We start from the raw sequence: 26,028 nt of genomic DNA, 5'->3' as shown, positions 1-26,028 counted from the left end.
TTTCCTTTCTAAGTCAGAAATTTAAGCGTAATAACCTCCTTTTTGGTTAGGAAACGCCATTTTCCGCGCGGCAGGTCTTTTTTGTTGAGCCCTGCGAACGTGGTTCGGTCGAGCTTGTTTACCTGGTACCCGAAGTGCTCGAACAGGCGCCTTACAATGCGGTTTCTGCCGCTGTGAATTTCAATTCCCACCACGTAGGCGTCAGGTGTTACAATTCCCACGTCGTCGGGCTTTATAAAGCCGTCTTCCAGCTCTGCACCTTCTTTCAGGGCTTCAAAATCTTCCAGGGTAATAGGCTTGTCCAATTCCGCCTGGTAAACTTTCCTGATATTGTTGGAGGGGTGGGTAAGCTTGTCGGCCAGTTCTCCGTCGTTGGTAATCAGCAGAAGACCGGTTGTATTCCGGTCCAGCCGGCCTACGGGGTAAACCCTTTCCTCGCAGGCGCCTTCTATCAATTGCAATACCGTTTTCCTGTCTTCCGGGTCTTCCGTAGTAGTAATGTAATCTTTCGGCTTGTTCAGAAGAATATAAACGAGCTTCTCGGCATTTAGAATGCGTTTTCCGTATTTGACGATGTCGGAGGGCTTTACTTTAAAGCCCATTTCGCTCACTACCTGCCCGTTTACTGTAATTTGTCCCGATTCGATCAGCTCATCGGCTTCTCTTCTTGAACAAATACCGGCGTTCGCAATAAAGCGGTTGAGGCGGATCGGGCCGTCCTGGCTATCCTGTCCCCCATCGTTTTCGTCGTCGCGAAAACCACGGGCCGGGGCCGTAGGCTGACGTTTGTTTTCATCATCCGGGAAGCGGCGCGCGGGGCGTTCTCTGAACTCCCGGTTTCCCCTTTCACGTTCCGGTCTGTCCCGGAAACCCGATTCCGGTCGTCTTTCGCCAAAGCTACGGGTTGCCCGCGGCCTTTCTTCAGAGCGGCGTTCTTCGGAAGACCTTTCGCGGCTGAAACGACCGTCTCCTTCAGTATTGCGCTTAAATCCGCCGGCTCTTTCCCGGCTGTAAGGGCGCTCGCCCCCTTCATTTCTGTTATCGAAACCACCGGTGCGCTCCCGGTTGAACGGGCGGCTGTTTCCGTCGTTGTCCCTCTTAAAGCCTCCGGCTCTTTCCCGGTTATAGGGGCGTTCGTCTCTTTCCTTTCTGTTATCGAAGTCCGTGGACCGTTGTTCCCGGTTGAACGGTCGTCTGCTATCGTCATTTTCTCTTTTAAAGCCTCCGGCTCTTTCGCGGCTGAAGGGCCGGTCGCCTTCGTTCCGCTTCCTTTCAAATCCCTGGGATCTTTCTCGGTTGAATGGTCGGTCACCTCCTTCGTTGCTTCTGCTGAAGGCCGGTTTTCCGGTCCGGTCCGGGTTACGGTCAAACCGGTCGCTGTTTCCTGTATTCCCTCTGAAACCGCCGGTTTTTTCCCTGTTGAAAGACCGTTCAGGTCCTCCTTCCCGCTTTCGGGCCGGCCCGTCCTTTTGCCAGTCGCGGTCCGTCCTTTTGCCGCCCGACCCTTCCCGGCCCTCATGGGAATCTTTCCTTCCGAAGGCCTGTCCTTCGCCCCGGCTTTTTCTGCCTTTTCCGTCATGCCGACCACGCCCTTCCCCGCCTCTCTCGAAATCGTTTTTGTTTCTCATCTGGATAAATAAAGTTGTGTGCCTTCAGTAGTCAGCAATCGGTTACCCCGACCTGCGCGGTCCGCGCACGCCGGCAATTTCAGGTTGCTATGGCCATCCATCCGGCGGAATCCGCATTGCTGCTGTCGCAGTCTGAATTGCGCTTTTTGAAACTACGGAAAGCACATCAAAGGTAAAATATATTCAGCGGCTAAGCGCATCTTCCGTCTTGTTTATAAAAAAATGCTATTTTAATGCCCTGTTTTGCGCACCATCCCTTGTCCGGGGTATCCGGGACAGGGGATGGCGCCTTTCAAACCCTTTGGTACCTTTTGTTTTTTTATGGATAATACTGCGAGAATCCCGCTCTGGAAACCTGACCCGTCGTTACGTGAAAATGCCAATATTAAGAAGTACATGGATTGGCTGTTCATCAAAAAAGGGCTCTACTTTAATACTTACGAGGAATTGTGGAATTGGTCGGTAACTGATACCGAGAGTTTCTGGGAAAGTTTATGGATTTACTTCGGCATAAAAAAGAAAGATGCGTATACCCAGGTGCTTATCCGCCCGAAGGAAGGGTTTATCGGGGCACAATGGTTTGATCGCACGACGCTCAACTACGCAGAGCATGTTTTTAGAAACAAGGAAAAAAAACGGCCTGCGATTTGGTTCAGGTCGGAAAGACAAAAGCTGACGCCGATTTCCTGGGACACGCTGGAAGCGCAGGTGGGTGCTGTTGCCGCCTGGCTTCGCAAAATTGGTATTGTACCCGGCGACCGGGTTGCCGGGGTGTTGCCCAATACCCCGCATGCGGTAGCGGCCTTTCTGGCGGCCAATGCGGTAGGCGCGGTGTGGTCCTGCTGTTCGCCGGATTTTGGAAATGTAGCGGTGATCGATCGTTTTCAGCAAATTGAGCCGAAAGTGATATTCGCGGTCGATGGTTATGTGTACAACGGCCGGGAGTTTCATAAGCAGGAGGATATTTCCCTCATAAGAGGCGCCATTCCTTCTGTGAAACATGTTGTGATGATCCCATACCTTGATGAACAGGCCGATTTCCACGATTTTGTATCCTGGAACGACGTCCTGGCTGTTCCCGCATCGGTGCTGGAGTTCGAGGCAATGCCCTTTTCTCACCCGATCTGGATCCTCTATTCTTCGGGCACTACCGGTAAGCCAAAGGCCATCGTGCATAGTGCTGGCGGCTGCCTGCTGGAGCATATGAAAGCGCTGATCTTTCACCAGGATGTGCGGCCAGGGGATAATTTTATGTGGTATTCCACCACGGGCTGGATGATGTGGAATTACGCCGTGAGCGCATTGCTCACCGGCGCGTCGCTCACGCTCTACGACGGATCACCGGGGTTTCCGGACATCAATGTCCTCTGGGATATAGTCTCAGCCGCAAAGGTGAACCAGTTCGGGGCCGGGGCGTCTTTTTTTTCCGCTTGTGTGAAAGCCGGTGATTCGTTGGTAAAAAAGGACCTGCGAAGTGTCAGATGTATTGGTTCTACAGGCTCTCCGCTAACGCCTGAATTATTTAACTGGGTGTATGAGCACATTAAAAAGGATACGTGGCTGGTATCGCTTAGCGGGGGTACCGACGTTTGCACGGCCTTCGTAGGCGGATGTCCCCTGTTGCCCGTCTATGCCGGGGAAATTCAGTGCCGTATGCTGGGAGCGCGCGTAGAATGCTTCGACGACAGCGGAAATGCCGTTATCGGGAAACAAGGCGAAATGGTGATTACTCAGCCTATGCCGAGTATGCCGGTATATTTTTGGAAAGACACCGGCAATAAAAAATACTACGACAGTTATTTTACCCGTTTTGAAAACGTGTGGGCCCACGGCGATTGGATTGAAATCACGGAAGACAAAACGGTGATTATTTATGGCCGCTCCGATGCGACTTTGAACCGGCAGGGCGTCAGGATAGGGCCTTCAGAAATTTACGGCGCTACCGAAAGCTTCGGCGAGGTGAAAGATAGCCTGGTGGTGTATCTGGAAGATGCCGACCGCATCCTGCTGTTCCTGGTGCTGAACGACGGCGCAAGTTTTACCGACGAGCTGGTGAACGGGATAAAAACAAGGCTCCGTTCAGGATATAGCCCCAGGCATGTCCCGGATCAGATTATCGAAGTAAAGGAAATTCCCTATACGAAAAGTGGAAAGAAGATGGAAACTCCGGTAAAAAAGGTACTGATGGGTGCCAACCCGGGTACGGCTGTAAGCAAGGAGGCCATGGCCAATCCCGGTTCAATGACTTTCTTTGAAACACTGGCGCAGCAGATGAAACAGTAGGGAGGTGTGAGCCTTGAGGTGTGAGGGATGAGCAGCAACCCCTCATCCCTCACACCTCATCCCTCACACCTCAAGACTCCAAGCTTGCCCCTCAAACCAAAAATCAGATGAGTAATCAACAAGGCCGGGATGATGTTCGTAATTCACCTGTCCAGGTACGCATACCGATTATGCTGAGCCTGGCCCTGGCAGGCGGAATGGTGATCGGGGCGACGCTTTTGGGCGGCAGCTCAAAAGTAAGCGACGTTTCTGCGGGCTATGACAAGTTTAGACAGGTATTAAACCGGATTGAGCGCGATTACGTCGATTCGGTCAGTACCGCCGAGCTGGTGGATTATTCGATCTCCAAAATGCTGGAAAAGCTGGATCCGCATACGGCTTACCTGACGGCTGAAGAGGCGGTGGCTGCCCGTTCACAACTGGAGTCGGGCTTTGACGGTATTGGGGTGGAGTTCAATATACAGAACGACACTGTATATGTGGTCACACCGCTTTTCGGCGGACCTTCAGAAGAGATCGGGATCCAGAGCGGTGACCGGATATTGTCTGTTGACGGATCACCGCTTTCGGGGCCGGGCGCTACCAATACCAGGGTTTTTAAAATGCTGCGCGGGAAGCGGGGAACCAAAGTGAAGCTGGAAATCGCTCGAAACGGCGCCAAAAAACCGATAATGTTTGAGGTTACCCGGAACCGTATTCCCACCTATTCCGTTGACGCCGCCTACATGGCCGGTAAGGATGTAGGGTATATCAAGGTGACCCGGTTCTCGGAATCAACCTACGACGAGTTTAAGAAAGCGCTGGGAATGCTGAAAGAAAAAGGAATGAATCGCCTTATTCTTGACTTGCGCGGGAACCCCGGAGGCTACATGGAGAAAGCGGTCAACATGGCGGATGAATTCATTGCAGGCGACAAGCTTCTGGTGTATACCAAAGGCAAGCGGGCCGGAATGGACAAAGAAAGCCGGGCGCATATTGCCGGTATATTCGAAGAAGGACCGATTGTGGTGCTTGTGGATGAAGGAAGCGCCTCCGCATCGGAAATTCTCGCCGGTGCCCTGCAAGACCAGGACCGCGCCCTTGTGATAGGTCGCCGCACCTTCGGGAAGGGGCTGGTCCAGATGCCGCTAAAACTGGACGATAATTCGGAACTGCGGCTAACCGTGTCGAGATACTATACGCCTTCCGGCAGAAGCATTCAAAAGCCCTACGAAATGGGCCATAGCGAGGAGTATGGTAAGGATCTTTCCAACCGGTATGACAGCGGTGAGTTCTTTCATGCCGATAGCATTCATCTGAATAAAAAGCTGAGGTATACTACCGTCGGAGGCCGCGAAGTGTTCGGCGGCGGCGGCATTATGCCCGACGTCTTCGTTCCCAGGGACAGCAGCCGGAACAGCAATTACCTGTTTGAATTAAGGGGTAAGAACATCCTCCGCGACTTCGCCTTAAAGTATGCAGCCCTGAATCAGCAAGGTCTGTTAAAAAAACCGTTTGAATCTTTCTTCTCGGATTTTCAGGTGAACGAACCAATGCTGAAAGAAATCGTCAGGGAAAGCGAAAAGCAGGGCATCGTTTTTCATGAAAAGGAATACCAGAAATCAAAAGCACAAATACAGTTGGAAATCAAGGCGTTGATAGGCAGGTATGTCTGGGGACGCCAGCGGAAAGACGGGCTTTCGAATGAAATTTATCAGATTATTAATCCTTCCGATCCGGTCTTTCAGGTAGCTTTGCGACAGTTTGGCAATGCCGCGGCGCTGGAAAAAGGGAAGTTCGGTCAAATGCGCCTGAAGTGATCCCGGGCCGTCGCCACTAATTTTTTAACTGTACCAACGAAAGCTATAGCTGTGTCAAACCGTATTTTATATTGGTTCCGCAACGACCTGCGGCTTCAAGACAATGAAGCCTTCTGGAATGCTGTTTCCGACGCCGACGAGGTGATCCCTGTCTATGTTTTTGACCCCCGGAGGTTTCGGGTAAGAGAACCCGGGATGAGAAAGGCGGGAATCCGCCGGGCAGCCTTTCTGTTCGCAGTGGTGCAGAATTTGCAGGCCTCCATGCGGGAAAAGGGCGGGAATCTCCTGATCCGGATGGGCGATCCGGAGAAAGTGGTTGCCGACCTTGCCAACCAGTATAGCGTAACCGAGGTAAGGGCGTCTAAAGAAATTACCCTCGAAGAGACTAACGTCGAGGCGTCATTAAGTAAAAAGCTGAAAGGAATAAACGTCGATATTTCGCTTACGTGGATGAATACGCTCATTCATCCGCATGATCTTCCTTTTTACATTTCCCGGCTTCCCGAAGATGCGGAAGAATTTGCAGGGGCCGTCGGAGCGCTGAAAATCAGGCTTCCGGTGGTCGGCCGGGAATTGACTAATTCCTGCCCGCCCGACGAAGGGAATGTGTTTCCCGATTACGGCCAGCTGGGTTTTGATGCGGATGAACTGGAGGCGTTCGAGCCGGGGATATCGCCTCCGACCGAAGCGGAAATCGCTGCCGGACTGGCCGCAGGAAAGGCAGGCGTAGAAGATTTGCTGAATTGGATTTCCGTGGGCCTGGTTTCTCCCCGGGTAGCCTATCATAAAACCAATGGTTCGGAACTGGGTGATGCGCTGTACCGGCAACTGATCTGGCGGGACTATTTGCAGTTCGTTGCCCTGAAATACGGCACCAGGTTATTTAAGTCTGCAGGGCTGGCTCACGAGATTGACCGCCCCTGGCGTTATGACAAGGAGGCTTTCGAGCTGTGGCGGGAAGGAGAAACAAGCGACGTGGGCGTGAACAGCCTTATGAAAAAATTCAACCGGAGCGGCACCATAACGCTTGAGGAAATGTCCGTTGTAGCGCATTATCTGATTGACGAAATGGGCGTGAACTGGACCTGGGGCGCAAGCTGGATCGAGAGCGGGTCAGTTTACTACGAAGTGGCCCTGGTTTGGGGAAACTGGAACTATTACGCGGGGCTGGGGCCCGTAAAAAAGGCGGGATAGCAGCAGGCAAGCGGCTGAGGGCTTTCCATTTGGCAGACGACAGAAGCGTATGTATCACCCATTAGCCGTTTGTGTAAAGTTTTTACTTGTTTTCTATTATTCGTTACATTTGATCTGAGTTTAAATTTAGCATCACAAAAACTAATCAATACAGCTATGTCCAGAATTATAGTATCTCTGATGATGATCGTCGCGGCCTTCGGCTTCACAAGCTGTGGCACGTACAACGGGATGGTGAGCAAAGACGAGGCCGTAAAAGAGGCCTGGGCGAAAGTGCAAAGCCAATATCAACGGAGGGCCGACCTGATACCCAACCTGGTAAATACTGTAAAAGGGGCTGCTGACTTCGAGAAAAGCACACTGGAAAGCGTGATTGAGGCACGTGCAAAAGCAACGCAGACCACGATTAGCCCGGATAACCTTACCCCGGAAAACATACAGAAATTCCAGGCTGCCCAGGATGGCCTCAGCAGTGCGCTGTCCCGGTTGCTGGTATCGGTCGAACGCTACCCGGAGCTTAAGGCCAACCAGAATTTCCTGGAACTTCAGGCGCAGCTTGAAGGAACAGAAAACCGGATCACTATAGCAAGAAATGACTTTAACGGTACCGTAAGGGATTACAATTCGACGGTACGATCCTTCCCGGCCAATATTATGGCCGGCATATTCGGTTTCCAGACCAAAACACCGTTTGAGGCTTCGCAGGCCGCTCAAAACGCACCGGCGGTTCAGTTCTGACCCGGCTTCTGCACGCTCAGCAAAATATTCGCGGCCATGTCGTTTACAAAAGCTTCCTTTTTTTCACCTGACGAGCAGAAGCGGATTATTGCTGCAATCGGCAGCGCTGAGAGCCAGACATCAGGTGAAATCCAGGTGTTCATAGAAAGTAATTGCCAGGATGACGTAATGACCCGTGCCCGGGCGGTTTTCGACGAGCTCGAAATGTATAAAACTGCCTTGCGCAATGGCGTTTTGTTCTATCTCGCCTATGAAGACCATAAATTCGCCGTTTTGGGAGATTCGGGGATTCATGAGCGGGTATCGGCAGATTTCTGGGAAACGACGAAGGAACATCTGCGGTCACATTTTGTCAAATCTGCATTCGCAGACGGCTTTGTCAATGGCATACTGGAAGCCGGCGAGCAGCTGAAAAAATATTTCCCGGAAACGGGAGATTCCGGAAATGAACTGCCAAATGAGATTGTTTTTGGCAAATAAAAATGAGAGCTAAAGGGATTCTATTCATATTTTTTCTGCTGTTGGGCGGATTCGGCGGAATGGCTCAGCCCATTCCGGAAAAACCCGATCCCCCGAGACTGGTGAATGATTTTGCCCGGCAGCTCAATCCGACAGAAATCGAAGCGCTGGAGCGGAAGCTTGTTGCATACAACGATTCGACCTCATCACAAATAACCGTCGTGATTGTGCCCTCTACCGGCGAATACCCGATCGCGGACTACGCATTTGCGCTGGGTAGGGCTTGGGGTGTAGGTCAGCAGGGCAAAAACAATGGCATTGTAATTCTTTGGGCGGCCACTGACCGGAAGGTTTTTATTGCCACCGGCTACGGGATGGAAGGCGCTATCCCCGATGCCATTGCCAAACGGATTGTCAGCCAGGTGATCATACCTGAGTTTAAACACGGCATGTTTTACCGCGGCCTTGACCGCGGGGTTGACGCCATTGCCCAATATGCATCGGGGGAATACAAGGCTGATCCCGCCGAAGAGGAAGAGGAATTCCCGATCGGGTTAATCATCTTTATCGTAATCTTCATTATTGTGCTCATCTCCATTTCCAACCGCGGAAAGGGTGGGGGCAGAAATGGAGGGCGCGGTTTTGACGCCGGCCCGGTATTCTGGCCTTATACCACCTATTCCGGCCGTGGACGCTCCAGCGGAAGCTGGGGAGGCGGCTTCGGTGGCGGCTTTGGCGGCGGTGGAGGCGGCGGCTTTGGTGGCTTTGGCGGCGGGAGCTTCGGCGGCGGCGGCGCCGGCGGAAGCTATTAGCAGCCTGCTATACGAGCGCTTCCCAGAGAATTTCTGCCGGGTGCCGCGCTTCGCGCCCGGTCCCGTCGTGAATCTGGTGCCTGCAGCTTGTGCCGGGTGCTGCAATCAGGACTTCCTCCGGCTGGTTTCTGACCGTAGGGAACAAGACCAGTTCACCTATTTTCATAGAAAGATCATAATGCTCTTTTTCGTAGCCAAATGACCCGGCCATTCCGCAACAACCGGACGGTATAAGCTGAACCGTATAGTTTTCAGGGAAAGAAAGCATTTTTTTGGTAGGAATCATGCCCGACATCGCTTTTTGCTGGCAATGCCCGTGAAGCTTGATCAACCGTTTTTCGCGCGTAAAGGCGTCCTTTGAAATCCGTTTTGCTTCCATTTCACGCGATATGAATTCTTCAAATTGCAGGCAATTCGCCGCAAGACTTTTCGCCGCCCCTACGAGCGATTCCGGCACGAGATCGGGGTACTCATCGCGGAAAGTCAGGATCGCCGAAGGTTCAATGCCGATAAGCGGAGTTTCTTCAGAAATGATGTCTTTCAGCATTGAGACATTCTGCCCGGCAATTTTTTGGGCATCTCTCAGCAATCCTTTCGACAACTGGGGCCGTCCTGACGGTGCATGGTCCGGTATTCTTACGGTGTAACCCAGTTTTTCGAGTGTGAGGATTGCCTTTTTGCCTATCTCTACATCGTTGTAATTGGTAAATTCATCGCAAAAAACATACACCGTTCGGTTGCCTCTACCGGTCTCGCCCCTCTTTCGGAACCATTCGCGGAGCGTTTGTTTCTCCAGCAGCGGCATCGTCCGTTCGGGATGAAAACCAACCACCCGGTTGGCTATTTTCCGAAGCGCAGGGGTTTTGAAAATCAGGTTGTAGGCCCAGGGTGCGAGACGGGAAGCCAGGCCGGTCATTTTACTGAAGTTCCCTACCAGCCACGAACGAAGCGGAACTCCGTGCGCATCATGATAGTGCTGCAGGAATTCCATTTTCAGTTTGGCTACATCCACATTCGACGGGCATTCGCTTTTACATCCCTTGCAGGCCAGGCAGAGGTCAAAAACCTCTTTGATCTCCGGGTGATCAAAACGATTTTTCTTATCGGAATGGGTCAGCATCTCGCGGAGAATGTTCGCGCGGGCACGGGTGGTATCCTTTTCGTTGCGGGTGGCCATAAAGCTCGGGCACATCGTGCCGCCGCTCAGGTGCGTTTTCCGGCAGTCTGCCGATCCGTTGCATTGCTCTGCATGCTGGAGAATGGTCTGGTTCTCAAACCTGAAATAGGTCGGTATCTCCGGGACTTGCTGATCTGCCTCATAGCGAAGGAAGGTGTCCATGGGGGGCGTGTCCGTGATCTTGCCCGGGTTGAAGATACCGTTAGGGTCCCAGGCCGCCTTTATTTCTTTGAAAAGGGCGTAGTTATGGTCGCCTACCATTTTCGGGATAAACTCGCCCCTGAGCCGCCCGTCGCCGTGTTCCCCGGATAGGGAGCCGTCGTATTTTTTTACCAGTGCGGCAATTTCCTCTGCAATAAGCCTGAATTGGGCATGCCCCTCGCTGGTCTTCAGGTTAATGATCGGCCGGAGATGTATTTCTCCCGAACCGGCATGCGCATAGTGTACGGCCGACATTCCGTGCTTCTGGAGAATAAGGTTGAAATCCCGGATGTATTCGGGTTGGTCGGCCACATCAACGGCGGTATCCTCAATTACTGCTACGGCTTTTTCGTCCCCGGGAATATTGGCCAGCAGGCCCAATCCTGCTTTTCGCAGCGTCCATATTCTTTTGGTATCCTCGTCTACCAGCAGCGGGTAGTGGTATCCCATCCCGTTCGCCTTCATTTCGGCGGTGAGCAGGTCTGCGGTCCGGCGGACAAGTTCGGGTGTCTCGTTCGAAACATCCACGACCAGGATTGCCGGGTATTCGCCGTTTTCGGTCATTTGCACAAAAAATGCATTCTGCCTCTGCTCCGGGTTTTTGGCGGCGCATTCCAGGATGTAGGAATCGATCAGTTCTACGGCCTGGGGCTTGTATTTAAGCGAAAGTACGGTCGCGCGCAGGGCCTCGTCAATGGAATGGAAGTGCAGGCACACCAGCCCCTGGGATTTGGGGGGCTGCGGGATCAGGTTGACCTTGATTTCGGTAATGAAGCAAAGCGTTCCTTCTGAGCCTGCAATCAGCCGGCACATGTTAAACGCCGGCCCGTCGCCGGAGTAGGGACTGCAGTCGAGCAGCATGTCTAGTGCATACCCGGTATTTCTGCGTTCAATCGATTTTTTGGGAAAATTCTTTCTGATTTCAGCCTGGTTAAAGGTATCGGAAAGGATTTTGTCGGTTTTTTGGTAAATGGAGCGTAGCAACGGGTTCCCGCTGCCCAGTACCGCCCCCAGCTCTTCAGCGGAAAGATCTTTGAAGACGGCTTCGGAACCGTCGGATAGCAAAGCCCGTACTTCAAGAAGGTGTTCGCGGGTACTGCCGTATACCACGGAATTCGATCCGCAGGAGTTGTTGCCGACCATTCCGCCAATCATTGCACGGTTAGCGGTTGACGTTTCGGGCCCGAAATAGAGGCCGAAAGGCTTCAGGGCCATGTTAAGCTCGTCTCTCACTACGCCGGGCTGCACCCTGGCCCACATCTGCTCCGGGTTGATCTCGAGAATTTTCCCGAAATATTTCGACACATCCACCACGATGCCTTTGCCTACCACCTGGCCTGCCAGCGAAGTACCGGCGGTTCGCGGGATAAGCGGTACCCGGTTTTGGTTGGCAAAACGGATCAGCGCTTTCAGGTCATTCTCCGATTTCGGCAGCGCCACCGCCAGGGGCATTTCACGATAGGCCGATGCGTCAGTTGCGTACAACGTCCGCATAATGCTGTCGCTGTAAAACTCCCCTTCGAAAGTATTTTTGAGGGAATCAAAGGAAACACCGGGTACTGAAATTTCGCTGGGCATTCTTCGTAAAATACAATATATTGAAAACATACAAAGTTAATCAAGTATCGGGACTTGAAAACAGGAAAGCACGTGGTAAATCTGTCCTTCTCTCAGATTTGTCTACCTTTGCCCTATGGAAAATCAAGGGAAAATTTCATTCGAAGACCTCAAACTGAACCGTCAGCTGCTCAATGCGATCGAGGAGGCGGGCTATAGCGAGCCTACGCCGATTCAGCAGGAAGGTATCCCTATGATCCTGGCCGGTCATGACGTGCTCGGTATTGCACAAACCGGGACCGGCAAAACGGCAGCATTCGTACTTCCGCTGCTGATGAAGTTGAAATACCCGCAGGGTGATCACGTACGGGGGCTGATCCTGGCGCCCACCCGTGAGCTGGTGCTCCAGACCGGCGCCGTGATAGAGGCGCTGGCAAAGTACACCGGGTTGCGCTACGTCTGCCTGTTCGGCGGAATAGGGCCTACGGCCCAGATCGACGGCATCCGCAAAGGCGTGGATGTTATAGTAAGTACGCCCGGCCGTTTCATGGACCTCTACCTGAAAAATGAGATCGTGGTGAAACAGCTCAACACGTTGGTTCTCGACGAGGCCGACAAGATGATGGACATGGGTTTCATGCCGCAGATCAGGCGAATACTGGAGGTTATTCCCCGGAAAAGACAGAATTTACTTTTTTCGGCAACTTTCCCGGAAAAAGTAGAAAGGTTGTCGGCGGAATTCCTTGAATATCCTTCCCGCATAGAGATTTCCCCCCAGGCGACCACCGCCGAAAAGGTCGGGCAAATTTTGTATGAAGTGCCCAATTTCCGGACAAAGGTTTACCTGCTCGAACATTTGCTTGAAAAAGGCGAGGCGTTTAACCGGGTGATGGTATTTACCAGGACGAAAGAGACCGCTAACAATATTTTCAAATTCCTGGAGCGAAAGGTCCTGACGGCCGACGAAATAAGGGTAATTCACGCCAATAAGGGGCAGAATACGAGGATTAATGCCATGAATGATTTTAAAAACGGGAACATCCGCGTACTCGTTACTACCGATGTTACCGCCCGGGGCATCGATGTTACCGAAGTCAGCCACGTGATCAATTTTGATGTGCCGTTGATTTACGAAGATTACGTCCACAGGATCGGCCGTACCGGGAGAGCGCACCACCAGGGCAGCGCCATCACTTTTCTGACCATTGCTGACGAATATCATATTGCCAAAATCGAAGACCTTATCCGGATGAAAATTCCGCGGGATCAGTTGCCTGACATTACGGTAGCACCCACTCCTTTTGAGGAAAAACAGGCAATGCTAAGGGAAATTGACAACCAGCGGCGCCGGGAAGACCCCGATTTTAAAGGCGCATTCCACGAGAAAAAGGCGCGCCCCGTAAACAAGCGGAAAACGACTGAGAAAAAGACACGTGGACGGAAGAAATGAAAAATGTAATAATTGTTGTATAATTACCGTTTCATAATTGGCATTTCCCTTCTTACAGTAGATTTAGTTTAGACAGTCAATTTAACATGAAGATTCGGGTAGGTATATGGGTTGTTTTAGCATTTCCAGGCGTGAGCAATGCCCAGGCCCAGTTTGTGAGCAACAGCCAACCGGCAGCGGAAGTCTCTCATGAGAAAAGGATCATTTCGCTTTCCGAAAGAAAGGTTCTGCCCCTTTTCGGAGAGCTCCGTAAGTCCTCGGATCAGATAAAAGAGGAAATCGGCTTCCTGAATGACTGTGACGCCAATTTCGGTTCCAGGAAAGAAGCCAGCCAGTTTTTTGCCGCGAGGGGATGGGAATACCTGCAGGAGGGCCAGCTCGATACGGCTTCCTACCGCTTTAACCTCGCCTTCCTTCTGAACGAAAAGAACGTGGACGCCTATTGGGGGCTTGGCGTAGTGTGCTTCCAGCGGGAGGACTTCCAGTCTGCTGCCAGAATGCTCAAAAAGGGCGTTGAGATAGATCCTCAGAATGTACCGTTGCTGGTAGATTTGTCTTCTATTTCGATCAAGCTTTACGAAGAGGCGCCCGATAGCGTCAAAATAGAAGATGTTCACCGCCTGCTGACCCAGGCAGCAGCGCTTGACACGGCTTATGCGCAAACCTATTTCAACCTGGCGGTCGCCGAGTATTACCGCGGGAACTACAATGAAGCCTGGGAAAGTATTCATAAAGGCAGGGCCTTGAACTTTTCCCTGGTGAATCTTCAGTTTATAGAACAATTGAGCGATAAAGCTCCGGACCCGAAAGGGTTTTTCAAAAATACAGCAAACTAAGTACCTTTTAAAGAGTGAGCCGGAGTCTTCAACAAGGAAGTACTCCGGCTTTTGTTTATCAGGAACAGTATTCTCCAATGACACCCGGCAGGCGTATTTCCCAATGGTTTCGGCGCTTTTGGCTCAAAGCGGGGGCGCTGATTATTTCGGGGTGGGTGTTATATAACCTGGTGTTCCCGCTCCGGCCGGTGGTCGGGTATGCGGTTCAGGTGAAAGACCGCAATGGAGACCTGCTGCATGCATTTCTTTCCGATGATGACAAATGGCGGCTGTATGCCGAGCTCTCCGAGATAACTCCTCTTTTGAAAAGGACTTTTCTCCGGAAGGAAGACAAATATTTTTACTATCACCCCGGTATTAATCCGTTGGCTGTGGTACGGGCGCTGGCCGGGAATTTCTCAGGCGCCAGGCAGCGTTCGGGTGCTTCTACCATCACCATGCAGGTGGCCCGGATGCTCGAACGACGGCCAAGGACTTACGGGAGCAAGCTGATCGAAATGTGGACCGCGCTGCGATTGGAGAGCAGCTATTCGAAGGATGAAATTCTGCAGATGTATTTCAACCTGATTCCTTTCGGCGGAAATATTGAAGGGATAAAAGCAGCTTCGGTACTTTACTTCGGAAAGCCGCCGCAGTTGTTAAGCCTGGCCGAGATTACAGCGCTGACCGTTATCCCGAACAATCCGGAGCAACTCAACCCGCAACGGAAAAAAGCATTGCTTACTGAAAGGAACAAATGGTTGAAACGGTTCGAAAAAGAGGGCCTGTTTTCCGTACCGGTAATCAGGGACGCGCTGCAGGAACCCCTTGTGGCCTATCGGAGGGAGGCGCCCAAAAAAGCGCCTCATTTGTCGTTGCGGCTCAGGCGCGAGCTACCGGCGGAAAGCCGGATTGTTACTACCCTCAGGCAAGCCGTTCAGTCGCAGGCAGAGGCGTTGGTGGAGAACTACGTCAACCGGATCCGGGGCATGGGAATCCGCAATGCCGCCGTGCTGGTGCTGAATAATGAAACCATGGAAGTGGAGGGGTACGTCGGGTCGGCAGATTTCGAAAACCCGGTAGACGGGGGACAGGTCGACGGCGTTCGGGCGGTTCGTTCACCCGGAAGCACTCTGAAGCCGTTTGTATATGCCGTGGCTTTCGATAAAGGGATTTGTATTCCTAAAACTGTGGTGAACGATGTGCCGTCGAATTTTGCTGGCTATCAACCGGAAAATTTCGACCAGAAATTCAAAGGACCGGTGACGGTTGAGTTTGCGCTTGCGAATTCGCTGAATATCCCGGCAGTAAAGGTGCTGAATCAGCTGGAGGTCCGGACTATGGTAAGCCAGTTGACCAGGGCAGGTTTCAGGACCATTGAGAAACAGGCAAACGACCTGGGCCTTTCCCTGGTACTGGGCGGCTGCGGCACAACACTGGAAGAAATTACGCGATTGTATGCGGTCTTCGCCAGAGGCGGCCGGTATGGACCGATGAACCTGACTATGGATGCGGGTACCGGGAAAAGCGCGATGACACTTATGTCGGAAGAGGCGGCGTATATGATCACCCAAATCCTGTCGAAATCGGACCGGCCCGATTTGCCCAATAATTTCGACCATACCTACCGGCTGCCCCGGATTGCCTGGAAGACGGGAACTTCTTACGGAAAGCGGGATGCCTGGAGCATCGGTTATAACAGGAAATATACCATAGGCGTTTGGGTAGGCAATTTTTCGGGAGCGGGTGTGCCGGAGCTGAGTGGCGCCAATATAGCGACGCCGTTGTTGTTTGAGCTGTTCAATTCGATCCAGTATAATTCGCCGAAAGATTGGTTTGAAAGACCGGACCGCCTGGAACTCAGGAAAGTATGCTCGCATTCGGGCGCTATCCCGGCCGATGGCTGCACAGAACTGGTGAACGGGGACGCTATCGAGGGCATATCGGAATTTAGAAGATGCGAACACCTTCGGTGGGTATTTACGGATCCCGATGGGACGGTTTCCTATTGTACCTACTGCCTCCCCGCCGAGGGTTTTGAAAAGCGGAGCTACCCAAATCTTGCGCCCGAGCTGATCGCGTTTTATCATAAGGCGAAAATCCCTTACCTGAAAATACCACCGCATAACAGGATGTGCCAGCGGATGGCCGAAGACGGCCCGCCGGTGATTGTAAGTCCGCAGGAAGGCAGCGAATATTACCTGCAGGGCGATGGGGGCTCCGAGATACAGTTGCTCAGCCAGGCCAGCCATGATGCGGAATATGTGACGTGGTTTGTAAATGACCGCCTGCTGAAAAAGACGGATCCGGTAAGCCCCGTTTTTCTGGTGCCTCCATTGGGTACCGTGAAAATCTCCTGTGTGGACTCAAAGGGAAGAAATACGGATGTTGTAGTATTTGTGAAGCGGTTTTGATTAAGGTTCCTCCGGGGGAAATCCCGTATTTATAGGGTTGTGTTATGGGTCTTAAGGACGCGGGTCATAAGATTTTGATTGATAATTGTTCGTATATTTGAGATATCGTCACAGAGATAAAAAAAGCAGCTCCTGATAAGCAGATAGCGACTACTCTACATGGTTATTATGAGAATTGCCGCTCATTTCCTAATTTTACCACTTTGCCAAATAGTCAGCAGTTTATTAAAGAAATTAAGAATTAATACGAATGGCAGTCATAGCATTCAGAGATGCGATTAAGGACGCGATGTCCGAAGAAATGCGCCGCGATCCGAACATCTTTCTGATGGGAGAAGAGGTGGCAGAATATAACGGGGCCTACAAGGCAAGCCAGGGCATGCTGGCTGAATTCGGCGCCAAACGTGTAATTGATACCCCTATTGCCGAACTCGGTTTTGCCGGTATCGGTATCGGAGCTGCGTCGAATGGCCTCCGGCCTATCATTGAGTTCATGACTTTTAACTTTTCGCTGGTTGCGATTGACCAGATTATCAACAGCGCAGCGAAAATGCTATCTATGTCCGGCGGGCAATTCGGAGTCCCTATTGTTTTCCGCGGGCCGACAGGTAATGCCGGGCAATTGGGTGCGCAGCACTCTCAGAATTTCGAAAACTGGTTTGCCAATACACCAGGTCTGAAAGTAGTAGTGCCGGCCAACCCGTACGATGCGAAAGGATTATTGAAAAGTTCTATTCGTGACAATGATCCCGTGATTTTCATGGAATCGGAATTGATGTACGGAGACAAAATGGAGGTTCCCGAGGAAGAATATCTCATTCCGCTGGGGAAAGCCGAAATAAAAAGGGAGGGCTCCGATGTTACGATTGTTTCTTTTGGTAAAATGATTCCCCGCGTGGTAACACCCGCCATTGAAGAGCTTGCAAAAGAAGGCATCAATGCGGAGCTGGTGGACCTGAGAACGGTTCGGCCGATAGATTATGCTACGGTTGTGGCCTCGGTCAAGAAAACCAACCGCCTGGTGATCGTTGAAGAGGCTTGGCCATTGGCTGCCATCTCTTCAGAGATCGCTTACCATGTGCAACGATACGCTTTTGATCATCTGGATGCCCCGGTTATACGGGTAAACAGCAAAGATGTTCCGCTGCCGTATGCGCCTACGCTCATCGAAGAGATTCTTCCCAACGTGAAACGTACGGTGGAGGCTGTGAAATCGGTGATGTATAAGTAAGTCCCGAATCTGATCGCAGGTATTTCAATACAATTCCGCAGTGAAGCTGGCGGTTATCTGATTTAAATGATATCAACCAGGGTACCGCGCGTATCCCTGGTTGATTGTTTTATATCCTTTTACGATGGAAGTGCTGAGTCTGTCGGAAGTTTTTGTCCGAAAATTTGATGTTCCCATACTGTCAGATATTTCCTGGTCGGTAAAGCAGGGCGAGCAATGGGCCATTGTCGGAGGCAATGGCGCCGGGAAGTCGATTCTGCTCGATACGATTGCCAGCCGCCTGATGCCCAGGAGCGGGAAAATACGTCGTGAAGTCAGACCCGAACTTGTTGCTACGGACTACAGTTTCAACCGGATTGTGAAATCTGCGGCCCAGTATTATCAACAGCGTTTCCAATCTCAGGATGCAGAGATCGCACCTACGGTACGGGAAGTGCTTACCAACCGGTTGAAACCGGTAGGAACAATAGATGACGCTTCGGTTCAGCTGGGCCCGGAGACTGTTTCGCGGGAACGCCTGCTGGAAGTTTCGGAACTTTTGTCACTCACCCATCTGCTTGACCATCCCTTCGTAACCCTTTCCAATGGCGAGACGAGGCGCATGCTCCTGGCAATCTCGCTGCTGAAAGACGCCGGTCTGTTGCTGATGGACTATCCATTTACAGGCCTCGATGTTTTTTCCAGAGAAGTGTTGCGCAATGCCTTGTCCGCAATGGCGGCCGGAGGCAAGACAATTCTGCTGGTTACTTCACCCAACGAAATTCCAGGCTTTATTACCCATGTCCTGGAGTTGGAGGCGGGTACCGTGAAACACGCCCTGCCGCGGTACGAATGGGAAAAAGTGCGCGGCAGCTTCGGGATAAGACAGGACCATCAGGTGGTCGATACCGAACTTTTGAAGGAATTGGGAATCCCGGAGCATGACGATTTTGAGTATGCCTTCAGGTTGTCCGGAACCAGGGTGGTATACGACGGGCGCGCGGTATTGGACGGAGTCGACTGGCAGGTAAAAAAAGGGGAACATTGGGCGCTTTCAGGCCCGAATGGTTCGGGGAAATCCACGCTTCTCAGTATCATTACCGCGGATCACCCGCAGCGGTTCGCCAATAATTTTGAAATCTTCGGGCGTCCTAAAAGAGGGCAGGGCCTTTCTATGTGGGCGATCAAACAGCGGATCGGGCATGTTTCGCCGGAATTGCATTTGTATTTTCCCGCCGATACAACGGTATACAAAACCATCGGGTCCGGATTTTTTGACGCTACCGGGATTTACTTTAAAAAGATTGATGAGTCGCAGGATGCCCGCATCAGGCTGATTTCGAAGATTCTGAGAATTGAAGGGCTGCTGGACAAGATATTCAAAAACCTTTCGAAGGGAGAGCAGCGCCTTGTATTGCTGGCAAGGGCACTGGTGAAAAACCCGCCGCTCCTTATCCTGGACGAGCCTTGCCAGGGACTTGACCTCGCGACTACAGAATTTTTCAAGCAGGTTGTGGATGTTATTTGCAGGAATTCGCGTTATACACTTATCTATGTTTCGCACTATCCAAATGAAATACCCTCTTGTGTGACAAAAAAGTTAGCGTTGAAAAACGGCAAAGTTGATTCGATTGACGAACGGTCAACATAATGCGGGAAGTAGGCGTATAGTATTAAGTTCCTTTATCATAGGCAAACAGACTGATTCGACCGGGTTTACCGGCGATTGTGAGTAGGGAATTCTGCGTGACCATGTGCCCATGAGGATAAAGATAAGGGCGTAAGAACAGGTGAGAACCATGTCTGAATTTATAAATCTGAGCATTAACTGCAGAATACTCGTAAAGCATTTGCTTTCGGTGTTTTTTCTTTCAGTACTTCTGTTGAGGCCTTTTGCTGGTGAAGTAAAGGCGCAGCAGGTATCAATTATGTTTTCAGATGACGGTTCGGTAGGTAAACGCCTGTGCTGGCACCCGCAAAACGACCCGCTCAGCTATACGGTTAAAGTACTGGCCACACCGGGGAAATGCGGATCGGGGAAATACGAAATTCAGTGGGGTGACGGAACGACAACCAAAGTAACGGGTGATGGCGCTCAGGAGTTAACGAAGACTTACAACCTAACGTCTTACCGGTCTAATGAGGCATCGGGACTAATGGTGTACAATATCTTTATCACAAGCACAGATGAGGACTGTCCCGATCTCGCGGTTGCACGGCTCAGCATTAACAAAATTCCCATTGCTGTCCCCAAGGTTGCCGCCGCTTGTGAAGATGTGGTAAGCACTTTTTCAAATCTCTCTCCCGGCAGATCCGGCCAAACGCTTAGATGGGAGTGGACCTTTAGTGACGGCGTGACTTCTACTGCCGGAAGCCTTACCAGGCGTTTTACCGATCCCGACCAGGAATATTGGGTGAAGCTGAAAGTAACCTCGGACGTGTGTAATGGTGCCACTTCTGAAAGCGAACAGATAGCATTCAAGCTCAAAAAGCTTCCTAAAACGTCAGCAAATGTAAAGGAACTAAACAACGGCGCCCTCTGCTTTACCGACGACAGCGACAGTACGCTCGTCCTTGATGCTTCGGCTTCATCCGACGCCAACCGGTTTCACTGGAGCATAGTGGGCGGAAAATACAAGGTAGCACAGCTGATGAAACCCGACTCGTCAGTAATGAAAATTAAAATGTTGGAGTCGGCAGATTTCCGGATATCCATTACACCGCGCAATGAATGCGGTGCAGCGTCAAACGGTGAGTTTTCAACCTCATTCCAGGCCTTGCCCCTTCCTGAAATAAGCCTTGTAAAACAGCCGGACGGTTGTGAGGAGCTGAAATACCGGCTGTTGAGCGCCAGGGACGGCGCGGTTTACATGCTGGACGGGCGCACCATATCCCCGGACGAGGAAATCACGCTCCCGGTTTCGACAAAAGAATATATCGTCACGGGTTCTGTTACCAACGCCTGCGGGACAAGAATGGACAGCGATAGCTTCTATGTTCATCCCAAAGCTCCCGTGGAAATTACATCTCTGCCGCTTGATACCACGATCTGTTACGGAACCAACCCGCTACCGCTCGAGGCCTCCCGGGCAGGCGGACAGTGGTCGCAGCAAAACGTGCAGGTGATTGCCGGGAAAAGCTTTTTTTACCCGAATTCTGCAGGTGATTTCGAAGTTTCCTACCAGGTGGGTACAGGGCTTTGCCTTTCTTCCGCCACGAGGCGTATAAATGTATTGAATGAGCTGGCAGTAGCAAGTATAGGTCTTGATGAGGCAGACCTGAGGTGCGCACCGGCGAGGATCGTGTTTTCCAACCGGTCGAAAGGAAATGAGGCGGGCTACTCGCTGTGGCAATTCGAAGAAAACGGGCCTGAAACGGAGACAGCTTCCGATACCATTTCTCATGTTTTCAATGCGGCGGACCAGGAGGCGGTTTATACCGTCAGGCTGAAGGTGCGGAACGTCTGCGGGGTGTCTGAAGCCACGCGGGTCGTGAAAATCCTGCCCAGCGCGATTAAACCACTCTTTACCCTGCCTGCGGGTACCTTCTGTCCGAATTCCACAGTTGCGTTCCAGGATGCAACCGTACCTGCTCCGAATCACTGGAAATGGGATTTCGGAGACGCGCAAATTTCCAACGTAGCGAATCCTGAGCACCAGTACGGCAAAGCCGGGACTTACACCGTAACCCTGGAGGCCGGCAACCAATGCGCCACCGGAAAAGTCAGTCATGTTGTCGAGATACAAGCGCCGCCCACCCCGGAGTTCTCTATAGCGGGCGACAGGGCTTGTGATGGAGAAGAGGTAGTGTTCACGAACAATACCGACACTCGATACACATTTGCCTGGGATTTTGGCGATGGAAGCCCTCCGGATGAAGTCAATTTTAATCCGGCACATACTTTTTCACAGGGAGAGTATAAGGTGACCCTGACCATTTTTGACGGGGCAAAGGAGTGTAGCACGAAAAAAGAACTGCCGGTGACAATCGCCCCGGTACTGCAGCCGGCGTTTACGGTTGAGGTCGCAGAGCAGGCCTGTGAGCCTGCGTTGGTGAAATTTGTCAACCAGACACCGGGCGGCGACCGGTGGCGCTGGGAAATTTCGGACGGTACCAAGACCACTACTACGAATGTGAAGGAACCGCTGCTGCCATTTAAGAGCGGGGGATATACGATTCAACTGACTGCCTCGAAAAACGGGGCTTGCGAGGCAAGTACCGATCAATCGCTTTCCTTTGATTTTGTGAAGTGTAACGTCGATATTCCCCAGGCATTTACGCCGAACGGCGACCAGCATGGCGACAGGTACACGTTATTCGGGGACGGTATTGACCGGATCATTTTTATGCGGATCAGGAACCGGTGGAGCGAGGTGGTGTATGAAATGGCGGACGTCCCCGCCGGAAGCCAGTCCGCAGGGGCATCATGGGACGGCACGAAAAATGGAAAAGACCTTCCCGCAGACATGTATGTTTTTGAAGCAAAGGTGAGATACCGCGACCAAACGGAATCGGATGTGATACGAGGCAATTTTTACCTGGTAAGATAGTATGAGGAGAAAATTGTACCTGCTGAGTTTATTGTTATCGGGGATAGGGATGAAAGCGGAGGCGCAGGCGCCGCATTTTTCCCAGTTTAACGCCATCCCTTCGTATAACAACCCCGCCCTCGTAGGTGACGCCAAGGTGCCGCGTCTTGCGGTTAATTTCCGGAACCAGTGGGCAACAATCGGTAGCGCATTCAACACCGGTATCGTCTCCTTTGACAGCTATGACTCAAAGAGAGACATAGGCTGGGGCGGCTACGCTATTCACGATCAGCGGGGCAATGCCCTGCAGAGCAATATGCTGGCCGCGCAAATCTCCAAGCTTACCTATATCAACAGCAACCGTTCGCTAAGACTGATAGGCGGCGCGCAGGCGGCCTGGGTTTCCAACCGATGGAATGCCGCCGACCTGGTCTATGTTTCTGACTTGATGGGACTACCGGATCCCATCGCGCTCAATTCACTTTCGGAGAACCGGTTTTCGTTTTCGCTCGGCAGCGTTCTGGAGCACGTCCCCTCCAGTCCGGAACGTGCGTCCTGGTGGCTCGGGGCGGCCTGGCATCACGTAGCCGTGGATACTGATAAATGGATGGGGCAGCGGTTCGGGCTCCAGGGCGGGCTGAAACTGCCGTTTGATTCGCCGGGCTTTTTCGGTAATAGCCTGGGGCATGACCTTGACCGGGAATCATCGCTTAACCTGGGATTTCATGCGCGAAAACAAGGAAATCTCTACCAAATGGAGGTCGGGACGAATGTCGTATATTCTCCGATGATCGTGGGCCTCTGGTACCGGGGTTTTGTGGCCGGCGACCGCCGCGACGCTGTTATCCCGACGCTTGGATTTATCAGCGCCAACGTTATGTTCCAGGTAAGTTACGATATTCCCGTTTCTACCCTCGGCTTCAATACCGGTGCGCTCGAACTAACGCTCTGGTACGGATTCAACGACCTGGTTTCATTCCGGGGAAACAGCCGCAATGTCCGGCATCTCCTGAAATTCTAGCTATTTCGACAAGTGGTACAGCTCGTACCACTCCTCGTAGCTCAGGTGGATACCGGTGGCGCTGGCTGCATTCCGGATGCGGCCTTCAAGGGTAGACCCGATAATAGGCAGAGTCCCGAGGCGAAGCAACCATGCCACCGCAATCTGTTCGGGGTTCGCCTGGTGCTTGTCGCCTATTTCTGCAAGTTTTTCCCGGATCGACTGCGCTTTGGAATCGGTACCTTCTTTGATGCGCCCCCCTGCGAGGGGCGACCAGGCGAGGGGTTTGCTGAAGTTCTGCTTGATAAAGTCAATGCGACCGTCGCTGATAGCCGAGGTGTTCATCAGGCTCAGTTCAATGTGGTTGGTCACGATTGGCTTCCGCAGGTAAGAAGCCAGCAACTGGTGCTGAAAAACACTGAAATTGGCAACGCCTATGTGCAGGGCTTTCCCGGAGTTTACCACCTCGGCCAATGCCATGGCGGTCTCTTCCGGGTCGGCGAGAAGATCACTGTGATGCAGCATCACGATATCGAGATAATCGGTCTGGAGCCGCTTCAGTGAGGCATCAATACTCTTGTGAATATTTGCTCTTGAAGTGTCGTAAACAAGGAACTTACCGTCGGTAGACCTGCGGATACCGCACTTGCTGAAGAGCACGAGGTCTTCGCGCTTCAGGTTGTTTTGCCGCATTACTTTCCCGAAACTGGTTTCAACTGTGGAATCGCCATAAATGTCAGCATGGTCAAAGGTATTGATACCCAGATCAAGACAAAGCCTGACGGTACTTTCAATTTTCCGGTAGGTTTCACTCCCCTCGTCCTGCCAGCGCCAGAATCCGTAAATTGCTTCGGAAACTTTAGGCCCTGAGTCGCTTAGGCTTACTTTCTTCATGGATGGATGATACAGTTGATTTGTCGGCTGCAAAATACCCTATTTTCCCAATGGGAAACAAATACTAGGGGAAGATGATCTTTTCGGTTACCACCTTCCGGTTATTGGTAAAACGCGCCAGGTAGAGTCCGGCCGGTATGGGGCCGGGATTGATGCGGAGCTGGCCGGTACGTAAGCCCAGGGCGATTTTGTGCGTACATTGCCCGGAAAGGCCGATGAGCTGCAGTTCGTCGAAAGGCTCCTGCAGGTAGATTTGCAGCTCTCCCGATTCGATGATCGTGGGCCGGACCAACCTTGCTTCGCCTGTAGGCGGGTCAATCCCGGTGATGGGGGCATAAAAAGCGGCGATTGGTGAGAACTCAAAAGATCCGTCGTTGTCCAAAACACGCAGCCGGTAATAATAGCGCCGATCCGGCTGTACGGTGGCGTCGGTAAAGGAATAATTAGTGAATTCTTCGCCGGTGTCTTTTCGCGGAATGTGGGCAATCACTGTAAATTCGCGGGCGTTATCGCTTCGCTGGAGCTCGAAGGAGGAAAAATCGGAAGAAGCTGACACGCGCCACTGGATATCGGCCGAATTGTCTTCTGATCTGGATACCGAGAAACTCGCAAACTTTACCGGCAGCGGCGGGCCTTCCTCTACGCGGTAGAGGATATTGGTCAAACGGCTGACGGCATAAATCTCCCCATTTTCGGCCTCGCCGAGGTCAGAGATCCCGGTTACACCTACATCGTCAGGCGTAAAGGAATAGGTGGTCCCTGTTTGACGGATAAGATGCAGCTGGCTGCCGAAATAGTCTGCTCCGACATAGTAACCATTAAGGTTCGGAAAAGCGGCGCCCCTGTAAACTACTCCGCCTATGACGGACCGCTGGCCCTCGCTTCCGGTCGCGTAGGTGTGAACCGGAGCAAAATAGTTGGCCGGAGCGGTGCATCCGGCCGTGTAGGTCGAATTTCCTTCCAGGCAATCCCAGCCGAAATTGGCGCCGCGAAGGTCGGTTTCAGAAACAGCATTGATTTCTTCAAACCTGCCCTGCCCTACATCACCGATCCATGCCGCACCGGTTTGACGGTCAAAACTCCATCGAAATGGGTTTCTCAGTCCCAGGGCATACACCAGGCTGTTCGGAAAAGGGTTGTCTGCCGGGCGAAGGTCGGCGCGGTTGACATCGATCCGAAGTATTTTGCCCAGGTTCTTCGAGAGATCCTGGGCATTGCCGCCCGGATCGCCGGCCCCCCCGCCGTCACCGACCGAAAGGTAGAGCATGCCATCCGCGCCAAAATGCATTTCGCCGCCGTTGTGGTTCGTATAGGTAGGGTGGGGTATGGTGAGCAGTATTTGGCCGGTCGCGGGGTCGAAGCGATTGGGATCGGCGCCCGTTTGGTAAGACGCAACCTCAAGATTGTTCTGTGCATTGGTATAGTACACGTAGAACCTCCTGTTGGTTGAAAACTGGGGGTGGAAAGCCATACTGAGCAATCCCTGCTCGCCCGTAACCGGGATGCCGCTGATCCGGAAGAAAACCCCCTGGTCAGAGAATGAGGCGTCGGTGACCCTGTTGAAAACCTTGATGGTACCGCCCTGCTGGACAATAAAAAGACGACCGGAGCCATCGCCGGCGTTTACTACCTGGACCGGCTCGGAAAGCCCGCTGGTGATCACGCTGTCCAGCCGCACATCGGGCGCTCCCTGCCCTGGCGCGGCAAATCTTGTCAGGAGAATAAGAACCGGCAGAATACAGGCTCTTAAACCAAAGTAGTGGTGACATTTCATGCGTTTGTAACGGTTTTAGGTGGTGTAAGCATTTTCAAAAACGTTGTTCAATATCCGAAGCCGGATACACGGAAAACCTGCGTTAAGAATGACG

At 52.1% G+C, this 26,028-nt stretch carries 17 protein-coding genes; 13 read left to right on the top strand and 4 right to left on the bottom strand.

The window, feature by feature from the left end:
• Positions 1-8: 8 nt before the first annotated feature.
• Positions 9-1,628, bottom strand: coding sequence for a pseudouridine synthase (locus tag ABD852_RS16045; RefSeq protein WP_345030712.1), 1,620 nt, complete (start codon positions 1,626-1,628; stop codon positions 9-11).
• A gap of 321 nt (positions 1,629-1,949) precedes the next feature.
• On the opposite strand from ABD852_RS16045, the gene ABD852_RS16040 reads away from it, so the two are divergent.
• From ABD852_RS16040 to ABD852_RS16015, 6 genes are all read left to right on the top strand, one after another.
• Positions 1,950-3,911, top strand: a complete 1,962-nt coding sequence (locus ABD852_RS16040; RefSeq protein WP_345030710.1) for an acetoacetate--CoA ligase — start codon at positions 1,950-1,952, stop codon at positions 3,909-3,911.
• Positions 3,912-4,018: 107 nt separating this feature from the next.
• Positions 4,019-5,710 carry a S41 family peptidase gene (locus tag ABD852_RS16035; protein ID WP_345030709.1) on the top strand — a complete coding sequence of 564 codons (1,692 nt, stop codon included), beginning with the start codon at positions 4,019-4,021 and terminating at the stop codon, positions 5,708-5,710.
• A gap of 51 nt (positions 5,711-5,761) precedes the next feature.
• Positions 5,762-6,904, top strand: coding sequence for a deoxyribodipyrimidine photo-lyase (locus ABD852_RS16030; protein ID WP_345030708.1), 1,143 nt, complete (start codon positions 5,762-5,764; stop codon positions 6,902-6,904).
• 156 nt (positions 6,905-7,060) lie between these two features.
• Positions 7,061-7,642, top strand: a complete 582-nt coding sequence (locus ABD852_RS16025; RefSeq protein WP_345030707.1) for a LemA family protein — start codon at positions 7,061-7,063, stop codon at positions 7,640-7,642.
• Positions 7,643-7,678: 36 nt separating this feature from the next.
• Complete coding sequence (locus ABD852_RS16020; protein ID WP_345030706.1) at positions 7,679-8,122, top strand: TPM domain-containing protein; 444 nt, start codon at positions 7,679-7,681, stop codon at positions 8,120-8,122.
• 2 nt (positions 8,123-8,124) lie between these two features.
• On the top strand, positions 8,125-8,913 hold the full coding sequence (locus tag ABD852_RS16015; RefSeq protein ID WP_425568818.1) for a TPM domain-containing protein: 789 nt from the start codon (positions 8,125-8,127) through the stop codon (positions 8,911-8,913).
• A gap of 7 nt (positions 8,914-8,920) precedes the next feature.
• On the opposite strand, the gene ABD852_RS16010 is transcribed toward ABD852_RS16015, so the two are convergent.
• Positions 8,921-11,869, bottom strand: a complete 2,949-nt coding sequence (locus ABD852_RS16010; protein ID WP_345030705.1) for an FAD-binding and (Fe-S)-binding domain-containing protein — start codon at positions 11,867-11,869, stop codon at positions 8,921-8,923.
• Between the two features lie 115 nt (positions 11,870-11,984).
• Between ABD852_RS16010 and ABD852_RS16005 the strand changes: the two genes are divergently transcribed.
• The 7 genes from ABD852_RS16005 to ABD852_RS15975 all read left to right on the top strand — a co-directional run bounded on the left by ABD852_RS16005 (position 11,985) and on the right by ABD852_RS15975 (position 23,287).
• Positions 11,985-13,298, top strand: a complete 1,314-nt coding sequence (locus tag ABD852_RS16005) for a DEAD/DEAH box helicase (RefSeq protein ID WP_345030704.1) — start codon at positions 11,985-11,987, stop codon at positions 13,296-13,298.
• A gap of 86 nt (positions 13,299-13,384) precedes the next feature.
• Positions 13,385-14,134, top strand: coding sequence for a tetratricopeptide repeat protein (locus ABD852_RS16000; protein ID WP_345030703.1), 750 nt, complete (start codon positions 13,385-13,387; stop codon positions 14,132-14,134).
• A 77-nt stretch (positions 14,135-14,211) separates the two neighbouring features.
• Positions 14,212-16,527: a penicillin-binding protein 1C gene (gene pbpC, locus ABD852_RS15995; protein ID WP_345030702.1), complete on the top strand. Its 2,316-nt coding sequence runs from the start codon at positions 14,212-14,214 to the stop codon at positions 16,525-16,527.
• A gap of 250 nt (positions 16,528-16,777) precedes the next feature.
• On the top strand, positions 16,778-17,758 hold the full coding sequence (locus ABD852_RS15990) for a pyruvate dehydrogenase complex E1 component subunit beta (protein ID WP_345030701.1): 981 nt from the start codon (positions 16,778-16,780) through the stop codon (positions 17,756-17,758).
• Between the two features lie 124 nt (positions 17,759-17,882).
• Positions 17,883-19,388 (top strand): ATP-binding cassette domain-containing protein, encoded by a 1,506-nt coding sequence (locus tag ABD852_RS15985; protein ID WP_345030700.1) that lies wholly within the window; start codon positions 17,883-17,885, stop codon positions 19,386-19,388.
• A 148-nt stretch (positions 19,389-19,536) separates the two neighbouring features.
• Positions 19,537-22,287, top strand: coding sequence for a PKD domain-containing protein (locus tag ABD852_RS15980; protein ID WP_345030698.1), 2,751 nt, complete (start codon positions 19,537-19,539; stop codon positions 22,285-22,287).
• A 1-nt stretch (position 22,288) separates the two neighbouring features.
• Positions 22,289-23,287, top strand: coding sequence for a PorP/SprF family type IX secretion system membrane protein (locus ABD852_RS15975; protein ID WP_345030697.1), 999 nt, complete (start codon positions 22,289-22,291; stop codon positions 23,285-23,287).
• Here ABD852_RS15975 and ABD852_RS15970 read toward each other — a convergent pair whose 3' ends face one another.
• Together ABD852_RS15970 and ABD852_RS15965 are read right to left on the bottom strand one after the other, a co-directional pair.
• Positions 23,288-24,160: an aldo/keto reductase gene (locus ABD852_RS15970; RefSeq protein ID WP_345030696.1), complete on the bottom strand. Its 873-nt coding sequence runs from the start codon at positions 24,158-24,160 to the stop codon at positions 23,288-23,290.
• Between the two features lie 64 nt (positions 24,161-24,224).
• Positions 24,225-25,934, bottom strand: coding sequence for a PQQ-dependent sugar dehydrogenase (locus ABD852_RS15965; protein ID WP_345030695.1), 1,710 nt, complete (start codon positions 25,932-25,934; stop codon positions 24,225-24,227).
• Positions 25,935-26,028: the final 94 nt, after the last annotated feature.

Source organism: Ravibacter arvi, from assembly GCF_039540405.1.
GTDB classification, from domain to species: Bacteria; Bacteroidota; Bacteroidia; order Cytophagales; family Spirosomataceae; genus Ravibacter; species Ravibacter arvi.
The sequence above is the reverse complement of the archived record's forward strand: the minus strand, read 5'-3'. Positions and strand labels throughout refer to the sequence as shown.